The sequence below is a fragment of the Pseudomonas sp. Hz4 genome, from assembly GCF_054898165.1.
In genome coordinates this window covers 4,331,535-4,343,941 of the sequence record NZ_CM142719.1, presented here as the reverse complement: position 1 = coordinate 4,343,941, position 12,407 = coordinate 4,331,535, and the positions used below count along the sequence as shown (strand labels likewise).

14 protein-coding genes are annotated in these 12,407 nt (G+C 60.1%); 11 read left to right on the top strand and 3 right to left on the bottom strand.

Going from position 1 to position 12,407, the window contains the following annotated elements:
* The first annotated feature begins 11 nt into the window (after nucleotides 1–11).
* The 9 genes from ACYZTR_RS19780 (at nucleotide 12) to ACYZTR_RS19740 (ending at nucleotide 6,920) form a co-directional block, all read left to right on the top strand.
* Nucleotides 12–1,472 (top strand): cobyric acid synthase, encoded by a 1,461-nt coding sequence (locus ACYZTR_RS19780; protein ID WP_461979812.1) that lies wholly within the window; start codon nucleotides 12–14, stop codon nucleotides 1,470–1,472.
* Nucleotides 1,473–1,594: 122 nt separating this feature from the next.
* Complete coding sequence (gene cobU, locus ACYZTR_RS19775; RefSeq protein WP_461973413.1) at nucleotides 1,595–2,116, top strand: bifunctional adenosylcobinamide kinase/adenosylcobinamide-phosphate guanylyltransferase; 522 nt, start codon at nucleotides 1,595–1,597, stop codon at nucleotides 2,114–2,116.
* A complete protein-coding gene (gene cobT, locus ACYZTR_RS19770) occupies nucleotides 2,113–3,168 on the top strand; it encodes a nicotinate-nucleotide--dimethylbenzimidazole phosphoribosyltransferase (protein WP_461973412.1) in 1,056 nt (351 codons plus the stop codon). The genes cobU and cobT overlap by 4 nt, the downstream gene beginning before the upstream one ends.
* On the top strand, nucleotides 3,165–3,740 hold the full coding sequence (gene cobC / locus ACYZTR_RS19765) for an alpha-ribazole phosphatase family protein (protein ID WP_461973411.1): 576 nt from the start codon (nucleotides 3,165–3,167) through the stop codon (nucleotides 3,738–3,740). Before cobT ends, cobC begins: the two co-directional genes overlap by 4 nt.
* Nucleotides 3,741–3,742: 2 nt before the next feature.
* Nucleotides 3,743–4,474: an adenosylcobinamide-GDP ribazoletransferase gene (locus ACYZTR_RS19760; RefSeq protein ID WP_461973410.1), complete on the top strand. Its 732-nt coding sequence runs from the start codon at nucleotides 3,743–3,745 to the stop codon at nucleotides 4,472–4,474.
* Nucleotides 4,475–4,528: 54 nt separating this feature from the next.
* On the top strand, nucleotides 4,529–4,933 hold the full coding sequence (locus tag ACYZTR_RS19755) for a MarR family winged helix-turn-helix transcriptional regulator (protein ID WP_461973409.1): 405 nt from the start codon (nucleotides 4,529–4,531) through the stop codon (nucleotides 4,931–4,933).
* 61 nt (nucleotides 4,934–4,994) lie between these two features.
* Nucleotides 4,995–6,194, top strand: coding sequence for an MFS transporter (locus tag ACYZTR_RS19750; RefSeq protein WP_461979810.1), 1,200 nt, complete (start codon nucleotides 4,995–4,997; stop codon nucleotides 6,192–6,194).
* Nucleotides 6,191–6,313 carry a hypothetical protein gene (locus tag ACYZTR_RS19745; protein ID WP_256657562.1) on the top strand — a complete coding sequence of 41 codons (123 nt, stop codon included), beginning with the start codon at nucleotides 6,191–6,193 and terminating at the stop codon, nucleotides 6,311–6,313. The genes ACYZTR_RS19750 and ACYZTR_RS19745 overlap by 4 nt, the downstream gene beginning before the upstream one ends.
* Nucleotides 6,314–6,368: 55 nt before the next feature.
* Nucleotides 6,369–6,920 carry a glutathione peroxidase gene (locus ACYZTR_RS19740; RefSeq protein ID WP_461973408.1) on the top strand — a complete coding sequence of 184 codons (552 nt, stop codon included), beginning with the start codon at nucleotides 6,369–6,371 and terminating at the stop codon, nucleotides 6,918–6,920.
* An 87-nt stretch (nucleotides 6,921–7,007) separates the two neighbouring features.
* On the opposite strand, the gene ACYZTR_RS19735 is transcribed toward ACYZTR_RS19740, so the two are convergent.
* The 3 genes from ACYZTR_RS19735 to ACYZTR_RS19725 form a co-directional block, all read right to left on the bottom strand.
* On the bottom strand, nucleotides 7,008–8,279 hold the full coding sequence (locus tag ACYZTR_RS19735) for an OmpP1/FadL family transporter (RefSeq protein WP_461973407.1): 1,272 nt from the start codon (nucleotides 8,277–8,279) through the stop codon (nucleotides 7,008–7,010).
* A gap of 145 nt (nucleotides 8,280–8,424) precedes the next feature.
* A complete protein-coding gene (locus tag ACYZTR_RS19730; RefSeq protein WP_461973406.1) occupies nucleotides 8,425–8,907 on the bottom strand; it encodes a hypothetical protein in 483 nt (160 codons plus the stop codon).
* A 277-nt stretch (nucleotides 8,908–9,184) separates the two neighbouring features.
* Nucleotides 9,185–9,409: a hypothetical protein gene (locus ACYZTR_RS19725; RefSeq protein ID WP_003214941.1), complete on the bottom strand. Its 225-nt coding sequence runs from the start codon at nucleotides 9,407–9,409 to the stop codon at nucleotides 9,185–9,187.
* Nucleotides 9,410–10,405: 996 nt separating this feature from the next.
* On the opposite strand from ACYZTR_RS19725, the gene ACYZTR_RS19720 reads away from it, so the two are divergent.
* Nucleotides 10,406–10,729 (top strand): sel1 repeat family protein, encoded by a 324-nt coding sequence (locus ACYZTR_RS19720; protein ID WP_461973405.1) that lies wholly within the window; start codon nucleotides 10,406–10,408, stop codon nucleotides 10,727–10,729.
* Between the two features lie 175 nt (nucleotides 10,730–10,904).
* Complete coding sequence (locus tag ACYZTR_RS19715; RefSeq protein WP_461979808.1) at nucleotides 10,905–12,269, top strand: DNA recombination protein RmuC; 1,365 nt, start codon at nucleotides 10,905–10,907, stop codon at nucleotides 12,267–12,269.
* Nucleotides 12,270–12,407: the final 138 nt, after the last annotated feature.

Genomic DNA, 12,407 nt, shown 5'->3' with positions numbered 1-12,407 from the left:
GCGCCACATTAATGGTGCAGGGCGCCACTTTGATGGTGCAGGGCACTACGTCCGACGCCGGTAAAAGTACGCTGGTGACGGCGTTGTGCCGCTGGGTCACGCGTCAGGGCGTCAGCGTCGTGCCGTTCAAGCCGCAGAACATGGCGCTCAACAGTGCCGTGACCGCCGACGGTGGCGAGATCGGTCGCGCGCAAGCGGTGCAGGCTCAGGCGGCCAACCTTGAGCCGCACACCGACATGAATCCGGTGCTGCTCAAACCCAACAGCGACACCGGCGCCCAAGTGATCATCCATGGTCGTGCGGTCACGACGATGAACGCCGTTGCCTATCACGACTACAAAACCATCGCCATGCAAGCGGTGCTGGCCTCCCATGAGCGGCTGAGCGCGGCGTATCCGGTGGTCATGGTCGAAGGCGCGGGCTCGCCGGCCGAGATCAATCTGCGCGCCGGCGACATCGCCAACATGGGCTTTGCCGAGGCGGTGGATTGCCCGGTGGTGCTGATCGCCGACATCAATCGCGGCGGGGTTTTCGCGCATCTGGTGGGCACCCTGGAACTGCTGTCGCCCAGCGAGCAGGCGCGGGTCAAAGGCTTCATCATCAACCGTTTTCGCGGGGACATTGCGTTGCTGCAACCGGGCCTCGACTGGCTGGAAGCGCGCACCGGCAAACCGGTGATCGGCGTGCTGCCTTACGTGATGGACCTGCACCTGGAAGCCGAGGACGGCATCGACCAGCGTCAGACTGACAAGGCCGACCAGGTGCTGAAAGTGCTGGTGCCGGTACTGCCGCGCATCAGCAACCACACCGACTTTGATCCGCTGCGCTTGCACCCGCAGGTGGATCTGCAATTCATCGGCCCTGGCCAGGCGATTCCACCGGCCGACCTGATGATTCTCCCCGGGTCGAAAAGCGTGCGCAGCGACCTCGCGTATCTGCGGGCCAATGGCTGGGACACTGCGATCAGTCGTCATCTGCGTTATGGCGGCAAAGTGCTGGGCATCTGCGGTGGTCTGCAAATGCTCGGTGAACAGGTACACGATCCGCTGGGCCTTGAAGGTGCACCGGGTTCCAGCGCCGGTCTGGGTTTGCTGGCGTTCGAAACGCAGCTCGAAGAGGAGAAGCAGCTGCGCAATGTGCGCGGGCGTCTGGCGCTGGAAGACGCGCCGGTCAGCGGCTATGAAATTCATGCCGGCGTGACCACCGGGCCGGCGTTGGAAAACGCCGCCGTGCAACTGGACGACGGTCGCTGCGACGGTGCGCAAAGCGAGGACGGGCAGATTTTCGGCACCTATCTGCATGGGCTGTTTGAATCGCCCGCGGCGTGCAGTGCGCTGTTGCGCTGGGCAGGTTTGCAGGCGGTGCAGGACGTGGATTATCACGCGTTGCGTGAGCGCGATATCGAACGGCTGGCGGATCTGGTGGAGAAGCATCTGGATACCTCGCTGCTGCGTCAGCTCTGTGGGATTTGAGGTGTTTTGAGGACGCCTTCGCGGGCAAGCCTCGCTCCTACAAGGACGCCACCGTACCTGTAGGAGCGAGGCTTGCCCGCGAAGAGGCCCGACACCACACCGCCAATTTGAAGGAATGAACCATGCTCCAACTGATCCTCGGCGGCGCCCGATCCGGCAAAAGTCGCCTGGCCGAAAAACTCGCCTCCAACAGCGCACTGGCAGTGACGTACATCGCCACCAGTCAACCACTCGACGGTGAAATGAACGAACGGGTCGCCCATCACCGCGCCCGTCGTCCGGCCGAATGGGCATTGGTTGAAGAGCCTGTGGAACTCGCCCGCGTCCTGCGCGAAACCGCCAGCGCCGATCGGTGCCTGTTGGTGGATTGCCTGACGTTGTGGATGACCAATCTGCTGATGCTCGACGACACCGAGCGGCTGTCGGCCGAACGTGATGCGTTGCTGGACTGCCTGGCGTCGTTGCCGGGTGAAATCATTTTTGTCAGCAACGAGACCGGCATGGGTGTCGTGCCGCTGGGCGAGTTGACTCGCCGCTATGTCGATGAAGCCGGTTGGCTGCATCAAGCGTTGGCCGAGCGCTGTGAGCGAGTCGTCCTGACCGTCGCCGGCCTGCCCCTGACTTTGAAAGGAACTGCGTTATGACTCAATCCTGGTGGCTGAACCCCTGCAAGCCGATCGATGCTCAAGCGGTCGAGCAGGCGCAGGCCCGTCAACAGCAGCTGACCAAGCCTGCCGGCTCCCTCGGTCGGCTTGAGTCGGTCGCCGTGCAATTGGCCGGGTTACAGGGGCAGGTCAAGCCGAGACTCGATCAGCTGTGGATCGCGATTTTTGCCGGTGACCACGGCGTGGTCGCGGAAGGGGTGTCGGCATTTCCTCAGGAAGTCACCGGGCAGATGCTGCACAACTTCGTCAGCGGTGGCGCGGCGATCAGCGTGTTGGCGCGGCAACTCGGGGCCTCCCTGGAAGTGGTCGACCTTGGGACCGTCACGCCGTCGTTGAATTTGCCGGGTGTGCGTCATTTGAACATCGGCCCGGGCACAGCGAATTTCGTCGAAGGGTCGGCCATGACGCCGGCTCACGGCGAACTCGCTTTGCAGGCCGGCCGCGACAGCGTGCAGCGCGCCATCGCGGCGGGTGCGCAGTTGTTTATCGGTGGCGAGATGGGTATCGGCAATACCACCGCAGCCAGCGCGTTGGCGTGTGCCTTGCTCGATTGCCCGGTGGTGCATCTTGCCGGGCCGGGTACGGGTTTGAATGCGGCGGGTGTCAGCCATAAAGCTCACGTTATCGAGCGTGCTTTGGCACTGCACAACGCTCAACGCGGCGATGCGCTGCAAACCCTGTACAACCTCGGCGGTTTTGAAATCGCTGCGCTGGTCGGCGCGTATCTGGCGTGTGCCCAGGCAGGCGTCGCGGTGCTGGTGGACGGGTTCATTTGCAGCGTCGCGGCGTTGGTGGCGGTGCGGTTGAATCCTGAATGCCGTCAGTGGCTGTTGTTTGGTCATCGCGGCGCCGAGCCGGGTCATCGTCATGTACTGGAAACCCTGAATGCCGAACCGCTGCTGGACCTCGGCCTGCGTCTGGGCGAGGGCAGTGGCGCGGCGCTGGCCGTGCCGTTGCTGCGTCTGGCGTGCGACCTTCACGGGCAGATGGCGACCTTCGCCGAGGCCGCTGTGGCGGACCGTCCGGCATGACCTTGCGCCTGGACCTGTTGCGCCACGGCGAAACCGAACTCGGCGGCGGCTTGCGCGGCAGCCTTGACGATGCGCTGACCGACAAGGGCTGGGCGCAGATGCGCGCGGCGGTGGTCGAGCAGGGGCCATGGGATCGTTTGGTCAGCTCGCCACTGCAGCGGTGTGCGCGATTTGCACAAGAACTCGGCGCGCAACTGGGTTTGCCGGTGCAGTTGGATAAAGACGTGCAGGAGCTGCACTTCGGCGCCTGGGAAGGGCAGAGCGCCGCGGCGCTGATGGACACCGATGCCGAGGCGTTGGGATCGTTCTGGGCCGACCCTTATGCGTTTACGCCACCTCAGGGTGAGCCGGTGGTGGATTTTTCGACGCGAGTGTTGGCGGCCGTTGAGCGTTTGCATGCCGCCTACGCCGGCGAACGGGTGTTGCTGATCAGTCACGGCGGGGTCATGCGTTTGTTGCTGGCTCAGGCGCGGGGTTTGCCTCGTGAGCAGTTGCTCAACGTCGAAGTCGGGCATGGCGCGTTGTTTTCGCTGTCGGTCGAATCCGGCGTGTTGTTAAGGGAAGCGACCTGACCATGTTGCCGTTCTGGATCGCCCTGCAATTTTTGAGCAGTTTGCCGGTTCGTCTGCCGGGCATGCCGACGCCACAGGAGTCGGGACGGTCGCTGCTGTTTTACCCCCTCGTCGGCCTGCTGTTTGGCGGGATTTTATGGGCGTTCAACTGGCTGTTACTGGGCACCCCGTTGTTGCTTCATGCAGCGCTGTTGCTGAGCGTTTGGGTGTTGCTCAGTGGTGCCTTGCACCTCGACGGCCTGGCCGATAGCGCCGATGCGTGGCTCGGTGGGTTCGGCGATCGTGAGCGCACGTTGAAGATCATGAAGGACCCGCGCAGCGGCCCGCTTGCGGTCGTGACGCTGGTGCTGGTGTTGCTGCTCAAGTTCGCCGCGTTGCTGGCATTGATCGAGCAGCAACACGCCGTTGTCCTGATCATCGTTCCGATGATCGGACGCAGCGCGATGCTGGGGTTATTCCTGACCACGCCTTATGTGCGTGCCGGCGGGTTGGGGCAAGCGCTGGCCGATCACCTGCCACGTTTGGCGGGCAAGCTGGTGTTGGCGGTCAGTGCGTTGGCGTGTGTTTTGATCGCCGGGCTCAGCGGCGTGTTGGCAGTGGCATTGGCGGCGTTGGTGTTTGTCTGGTTGCGGCAGGTGATGCTGCGGCGATTAGGCGGTACGACGGGCGATACGGCGGGGGCGTTGCTGGAAATCCTCGAAGTCGCGGTACTGGTGGGATTGGCGATCTGCTGAACTTCCCACATCATGTCACTTGATTTAACTCAACCGCGGGTATATACACGCACCATGCTCGACTCCCAATGTTTATGCATCAACCTGCGTCGCGCCGCCCGTGGCGTCAGCAGGCACTACGACGGCGCGCTCGACGGCTTCGGGATCAACGTTGCCCAGTATTCTCTGCTGTGTAATTTGCAGCGTCTGGATAAACCGAGTATTTCCACGTTGGCCGAGGCCATGGGGCTGGATCGCAGCACCTTGGGGCGCAATCTGCGGGTGCTGGAAGGCGAGGGCCTGCTGATGCTGGTCGAGGGCGAAGACATGCGTAACCGCATCGTCCTGCTCACCGAGGCCGGTGCTGAACGGCTGACAGCGGCCTTGCCGGCGTGGGAAGCGGCGCAGCAGCGGTTGATCGACCGTCTGGGTGCCGAGAAACGTGAAACCTTGCTGCGACTGCTGGACGAACTGGCGTGATGCTGGTTTTTCCGATCTTAAGCGGGTATATACCCGCTACCGGAGAATAAGAATGACATCGATGTGGCGTACGTGCGGTTGGATTCTGTTGGGGAGTGCGCTGATTCTCGCGTTGTCCTTGGGCGTACGGCACGGCTTCGGGCTGTTTCTGGCGCCGATGAGTGCCGAGTTCGGCTGGGGGCGTGAGACGTTTGCCTTCGCCATTGCCTTGCAGAACCTGATCTGGGGCCTGGCGCAGCCATTCACCGGTGCGCTGGCCGATCGCTTTGGCGCCGCGAAAGTGGTGCTGATCGGCGGTGTCCTGTATGCATTGGGTCTGGTGTTCATGGGCCTGTCGGATTCGGCCGTGACCTTGTCCCTGAGTGCCGGCTTGTTGATCGGTATTGGCCTGTCGGGCACTTCGTTCTCTGTGATCCTTGGCGTGGTTGGCCGCGCGGTGCCGCCAGAGAAACGCAGCATGGGCATGGGCATTGCCAGCGCCGCCGGTTCTTTCGGCCAGTTCGCCATGGTGCCCGGTACGCTGGGGTTGATCGGCTGGCTCGGCTGGTCTGCGGCATTGCTGGTGTTGGGCCTGCTGGTGGCGCTGATCGTGCCGCTGGTGAGCATGCTCAAGGACAAGCCGCTACCGGTGTTCGGCCATGAACAAACGCTGTCCGAAGCCTTGCGCGAAGCCTGTTCCCATTCGGGGTTCTGGCTGCTGGCGTTCGGCTTCTTTGTCTGCGGTTTCCAGGTGGTATTCATCGGCGTGCACTTGCCGGCTTATCTGGTGGATCAGCACCTGCCGGCGACTGTTGGCACTACGGTGCTGGCGTTGATCGGGCTGTTCAATATTTTCGGTACCTACACGGCGGGCTGGCTCGGCGGGCGGATGTCCAAGCCGCGTTTGCTCACGGGTCTGTATCTGCTGCGGGCGGTGGTGATTGGGTTGTTCCTGTGGGCGCCGGTCACGACGACCACCGCGTACCTGTTTGGCATGGCGATGGGTTTCCTGTGGCTGTCGACGGTGCCCTTGACCAACGGCACCATCGCGACCTTGTTCGGCGTGCGAAATCTGTCCATGCTCGGTGGGATTGTTTTCCTGTTTCACCAGCTCGGATCGTTCCTCGGCGGCTGGTTGGGCGGGGTGGTGTACGACCGAACCGGGAGCTATGACTTGATCTGGCAAGTAGCGATTCTCTTGAGCCTGTTCGCCGCAGCCCTGAACTGGCCGGTGCGTGAGCGGCCGGTGGTGCGTCTGCAAAAACAGATGAGTGCGCTATGAACAGCCTCTGGCCGCGGATCGCTGTCGTCGCTGCCTGCGCCTTGCTGCTGGCCCTGTCGTGGTGGGGCTGGCATCAGGGCGGGCTGGCGTTGATGCAACTGGGCATGGGTGCTTGCTAGCAGGAGGTGAGGGCGAGTAACTTCGTTGTTGACGACTTCTCAAGGATGCACCGACATGCTGATGCGCTGGCTCGCTGTTCCCGCGTTACTGGTAGCGTTTAGTGGATGGGCTCAAGCGGCAGAGTGCCCGGACCTTTTGCAAGGCTCCTTGCCCAAGCTGCGCGCCAAGGAATCCATCGACCTGTGCCAGCGCTTCGCCGGTAAACCGCTGGTGGTGGTCAATACCGCAAGCTTCTGTGGTTTCGCCCCGCAGTTCAAAAGCCTTGAGGCGCTGAATCAGCGTTACAAGGATCAGGGGCTGGAGGTGATTGGCGTTCCGTCCAACGACTTCAAGCAAGAGTCCAAGGATGGCGAAGAGACCGCCAAGGTCTGTTACGTGAACTACGGCGTGACGTTCACCATGACTGAACCGCAGACAGTCCGCGGTGATGGCGCGACTCACTTGTTCAAAATCATCGCCAAGCAGAGCACCGCGCCGAAGTGGAACTTCTACAAATACGTGGTCGATCGCAAAGGCAAGGTGATCGCCAATTTCTCCAGCCTGACCACGCCTGACGATCCCGAGTTCATCGCTGCAGTGGAGAAAGCCTTGGCCTCGCCACCCTGATCCACCACCCGTTAAAAAGCCCCGCCTCTGTACAAGAGAGCGGGGCTTTTTCAATTCAGGCGGCGAGGGATTCAGGCGCGCCGTGAATCAGAAACGGTAGGTCGCACCAACACCGAAACCGTTCGCCGAGTTTTCATACTTGGCGCTGTAGGTCTGGCGGCCGTTGCTGTTGTTGACCTTGACCGACTCTTCGACCAGGTACGAGTACGCAACGTCGATGGTCAGGTCGTCGGTCGGGCTCCAACCAGCGCCCAGGCTGAAAATCTTGCGATCGCCAGTCGGGATGCGTGGGGAACGGTTTTCGTTATTGGTCGGTGCCTGGTCAACCGACAGACCGGTACGCAGTACCCATTGCTTGTTCAGCTGGTAGGAAGCGCCGATAGCGTGAGCCCAGGTGTCGTGCCAGTTCTGTTCTTCAGTGATGGTGCCAAAGCCGCGTGCGGCCAGAGCGGCAGGAACGCCTTCGTTCTCGACGGAGATTTCTTTCAGGCGGCTCCAGCGGGTCCAGGTGCTGCCCGCGTAGAGAGTCCATTGGTCGTCCAGCTGGTGAGTGACCGAGAAGTCCACGGACTCGGGCGTGGTGATGTCCAGCGACGCGTCGTACTTCTGGCTTGGGTTCTGACCCAGTGCGCCGAGCAGGCTGTAATTGACCTTGGTATCGCCCTCAAGCTTGTACTTCACTTTCGAGTGGTAGGTCAGGCCGACGCGAGTGCTGTCGGTGGCTTGAACCAGGATACCGATGTTGTAGCCCAGCGCAGTGTCGTCGCCCTTGATCTTGACGGTGCCGTCCGCTGCGCGTGGGTTCAGCGACACGTTCGACTCCAGCTTGCCGTCAATGCGGTTGATGGTCGGACCGAAACCGATCGACACCTTGTCGTTGAAGGCGTAGCTGACGGTTGGCTGCAGGGTCACGATTTTGACTTCGCTTTTGCTACCGAAGTAACGGCCGGCAAAGCCGTTCTCGTAATCGGTGACCAGGCCGAACGGGGCATACACGCCGATACCGAATGCCCAGTGGTCATCGATTGGCTTTACGTAGTAGCCCATCGGCACGGCGATGAATGGAACCATGTCGCCGTCGTTGGTGCCACCGTTCGGACGGGAACTGGCATCACTGATATCGGTGTGTGCGTCGAGGAATGCAGCGCCGCCGGTCACTTGTTCGCGCTTGAGACGCGACATGCCGGCAGGGTTGCCAAAAATAGTGCTTGCGTCGTCGGCAGCTGAAGATCGCCCAGCAAAACCTGTACCCATCCCGCTGATGCTCTGTTCGTTGATGGCGAAGCCACTTGCAAAGATCTGGGTGGATGCCAAGGTAACGGCGAGGCTAAGGGTGGTTTTGAGCATTACTTTTTTCATTATTAGAACTCCTTGTGATCACCGGGGCGAAAATTACCAACATTTTCGTCCCAGCGCTATAGGCTGTATCGCTTGATTTAGAGCGGTTTTGTAGGACAATCCGACCAAATTCGCAGCATTTGCGCGATCTTGTGGAAATAGCGGATTAGCAGGCGACCTGATTCAGCGCTGATACACAGGTTTGCCAGGCGCAGGTGAAGTCTCTCAGGCGTCCTTGAGGCTGGAAGGTCTGGCGCCAGATGCGGGCCATTCCCAGCAGGTCGTCTGCTTCGGGGAGCGGGGTGTTCTGTTCTTCTACCAGCAGCCAGGCGATGGCAGTGGCGTAACGCAGGTTGACGGTCAATTCGAGGTGCGGACCACTCAGGAAAGCATGTTGGCTGGCCAAACCACGAACCAGGCTTGCGCGTTCCGGGTCCAGTGCCAGGTAGTGGTCCCAAAGTGCCTGGTGGCGGGGTTCGGCGATTCGGTACAGGCCGTGTCCACGGCGGTCATGCAGGGCAGTACCCAAGGCTGACTGGCTGGCGGCGATGCCCAGCAGTAGGGATTCGGCAGTTGCGCTATGGCGCCCGAGGTAAATCAATGTCGGGCGGATCACATAACGACACAGTTCGCTGGCAGCGATACCCATAAAGCCCTCGACACATCAAAGGGTCGGCGATACCTGAAGGGAGCGTTGGCAGCGGGTGAATCGACTCAGGCTCGCCGGAAGCGGATCAATCCGCTTGAGTTGAAGTGTAGTGTCATATTCGCGCCGTAAAGGCCTGTTTTTAAAATATTTCCGGCTCCGAGTTATAACCGTTATATCGGTTAGTGCTTAAGCGGTGACAGCGAAAAGAGAATTTTTTGGCAATAAAAAGCCCCGCTTTTTGAGCAGGGCTTTTGAGGTTTTCAGTCTCTCTGGCGTATCAGGCAACCAGTGCCTGACGGGTACGATCGATCACGGCCTGCAGCGGCTCGGCGCTGGAGTATTGATCGGGGTACAGGCGTTCACTGTGACGAGCGATGCCGTGTTCGTTGACCAGGGTGAAGCTGAAGCAGCCTTTGCGAGCAGCCATGATCAGGCAGTTCATTGGTGCAAAAGCGTTGGTTAGGGTGCGGATCGCATCCTGGGTGTGGATTTGAGTAGACATAGTCATTGGGTGTTCCTACAAGCGACACGGATAAGAACCGTGCAAAGTTAAAACGTTCCAGTGACGACGACCACCATTGGTCGAACGAAGAACCCGACTGGAACAAAGCAGCCAGTTTGAAGCGCTGATAAATTGGCGCGCTTGGGCTGGCAGGTAGGTACTTAGGAGGGCAGGCAGCACATCAAGGGCAAAGGTTCTGGGCCCGGGGTGAAGATCCTGATCAATTTGCAGGTTGGTTCGGTCAGAGTAAGTGAGCTTCGCAACACCCTTTGCTTTCGATTCAAAGGCTGTGTTGGCGCAAGGTTTACCTGGAAACCATCGAGGTGGTCGATCCCGCTTTGTCGGTGGAGGCTTCCTTGGGGAAGGCTGACCGGGGGGATTTGTTCGACCAGAATTGACTTTCAGCTTGGTACTAACGCCGCGGATACTAACGGATTGAATAGCTGAAGGGAAGTGAGTTAGCGAAAAAAGTTCTCTTAACTCCCCTCATTCAACGTCCGGCTTGGCGTTCGGAAGGTCTTTACCCGCAGACGCGCCCTGTAATAGCACAAATTCCGACCGTTGGTAGTCGAGGTTCAATGGGCCAGGATCAGCCTGGACCGCGGGTTTGCCAAGGTTTACCCCCAAGCAAACGACCAAATGCGCCGAAAAAGCGCATCGATATAACTGCCTCGAAGATAGTTGTGCACATAAGTCACGCACGTTGTCACGACGCTGTCATCTTCCCTTCAAACGCAGTGGGTGCCTGTAACCGAAATTTAAGTCAATGAAAAACATCGCTTTTTTTAACTGGTGAAAAAATCGTCAGTTTGACTGCGGGCCCCATTCCATAGGGCTTTGCGAGAGTTCAAAGGCGGTTGTCCACTGACTTATCCACAGCTTCTGTGGATTGTCCCAAGCGCTTGCTCTAGGACGGGCGTGCAGGGTTTTTTAGGCTTTACCTGTCAGAAAAAAAGAGTAGAGTGGCGCGCCTTCCGATCTGCCCCACAGTGCTTTATGAAGTTTCGTTCAGTATCAGTTTCTGCAACCTCGACACCTCCCAGCGTGACCCCGCCCAAACGATTTTCGATGCGTGTGGCTGAGTGGTTGCTGGACAGCCCGCGTCTGGGCGAAAACTCCAACGTCAAACATCTCGCCGGACGTTTGCTCAAACAGCCGGCCCGTGACGGGGTCGTGGCCGCGCAAAGCCGTCTCGGTCAGTTGATGTGCCGTGAATGCGGGAATGCCCGGGATCGCCGAATCGGCCAGGACCTTTTGCGTCAGGCCGCGCGGGCAGGGGATCGGCGCGCCCAGCAGGAGCTTGGTCTGATCGAAGACTGAGCTGTCCAAGACCTGACGCCTTGGTTAACCTTCAAGCTTTATTCAATTGGCAGGAGTGGCTATGGCTATGGACTTGACCAGCGCATTGCTCGGTCTGGCGGGCGCTGCGCTGCCGTTATTGGTACTGGCCTGGGAACTTCAACGTCGAGCGAGCGCCGCGCAGTCAAAGGTTGCGCTGCTTGAAGAGCGTCTGGCCACGGCCCATCTGGCCCAGGACGGATTGAACGCCCAACTCGAAGCCTGTCGCGATGAAGTCGGTGATCTGGGCCAGGCCAATGCTGCCAAGCAAGCAGACCTGGCCGCCGTGCGCCGTGAAGTCGAACTGCTGCAGATCGAACGTGACGATGCCCGCGATGCCGCCCACGCCTGGAATCTGGAACGCGCCGGCAAAGAGGCCGAGTTGCGCCGTCTGGACGCCCAGACCGCCTCGCTCAACGCCGAGCTGCGTGAGCAGCAGGAAAGCCATCAGCAGCGCCTGGACGACCTGCAGGGCTCGCGAGACGAACTGCGAGCGCAGTTCGCGGAGCTCGCCGGCAAGATCTTCGACGAGCGCGAGCAGCGCTTTGCCGAAACCAGTCAGCAACGCCTCGGTCAGTTGCTCGATCCGTTGAAAGAACGCATCCAGTCCTTCGAAAAGCGCGTCGAGGAAAGCTATCAGGCTGAAGCCCGCGAACGTTTTTCCCTGGCCAAGGAACTGGAGCGGCTGCAACAGCTGAACCTGCGCCTTAGCGATGAAGCCACCAACCTGACCCGCGCCTTGAAAGGCCAGAAAACCCAAGGCAACTGGGGTGAGCTGATTCTTGAGCGGGTGCTTGAACACGCAGGCCTGGAGAAGGGGCGTGAGTACCAGACCCAGGTCAACCTCAAAGGCCCGGACGGTGAGCGTTTCCAGCCGGACGTGATCATTTATCTGCCGGGTGACAAGCAGGTGGTGGTCGACTCCAAGGTCAGCCTCACGGCCTATCAGCAATACGTCGCGGCCGAAGACGATGCCATCGGCGAGATCGCCATCAAGCAGCATGTGCTGTCCTTGCGTAATCACGTCAAAGGGCTGGCCGGCAAGGATTACAAGCGTCTCGATGGCTTGCACAGCCTGGATTTCGTCCTGCTTTTCGTACCGATCGAAGCGGCGTTTTCCGCCGCATTGCAGGCTGAGCCGACGCTGTTTCAGGAGGCCTTCGACCGTAACATTGTGATTGTCAGTCCGACCACTTTGCTGGCGACCCTGCGCGTCATCGACAGCCTGTGGAAGCAGGAGCGCCAAAGCCAGAACGCCCGGGAAATCGCCGAGCGCGCCGGGTGGCTGTACGACAAGTTCGTGTTGTTCATCCAAGATCTGGATGAAGTCGGCAATCGGTTACAGCAACTGGATAAGGCCTACAGCTCTGCGCGCAACAAGCTGACAGAGGGACGTGGCAATCTGGTCAGCCGTAGCGAGCAGCTCAAGTTGCTTGGCGCGCGGGCGAGCAAGAGCCTTCCGGCAGACTTGCTGGAGCGGGCGATGACCGATGTGGATGGCTTGGTCGAGTTGCCGGAGTAAGCCAATACGAAAGGTTCAGACTGCATTGTATTTGTGGCGAGGGAGCTTGCTCCCGCTGGGCTGCGAAGCAGCCCCAAACTCTGCAACCGCAGTTTGCCTGACAAATCGGGTTCACAGGTTTTGCGACTACTACGTAGT